The organism is Bacillus cereus group sp. BfR-BA-01355, from assembly GCF_022663675.1.
Lineage (GTDB): Bacteria > Bacillota > Bacilli > Bacillales > Bacillaceae_G > Bacillus_A > Bacillus_A thuringiensis_S.
Genome location: NZ_JAKUFY010000321.1, coordinates 1 through 415, shown reverse-complemented (window position 1 = coordinate 415; position 415 = coordinate 1). Strand labels below are relative to the sequence as shown.

Genomic DNA, 415 nt, shown 5'->3' with positions numbered 1-415 from the left:
TTTCACAAGCTTCATTTTCCCCATTGGATCTGGCAATTTCTTATTTCCTATTTTAATTTCTACTACTGCATCTTTTTCTATTTTTACAGTTATTTTTTCTTTTAATAATTCGTAACCTTTAGGTGCTTCTACTTCCACTAAGGTATAGTTTCCTATTGGTAAGTCTTTTGATATTACTTCTCCTTCTTCATTTGTTACTATTTCTCCAACTATTTTCCCTTTTGAATCTTCTATATGAAACTTTGCCCCTGCTAGCTTTTTATTTTTATCACTTATGTCTACTTTCACTAACTTCATTTTTCCTATTGGATCTGGCAATTTCTTATTTCCTATTTTAATTTCTACTACTGCATCTTTTTCTATTTTTACAGTTATTTTTTCTTTTAATAATTCATAGTCTTTTGGCGCTTCTATT

General features: G+C 28.7%; 1 protein-coding gene. It reads right to left on the bottom strand.

From position 1 onward, the window contains the following. The coding region (locus MR167_RS31855; protein WP_242316263.1) for an MSCRAMM family protein at positions 1–415 on the bottom strand (415 nt) is incomplete at both ends.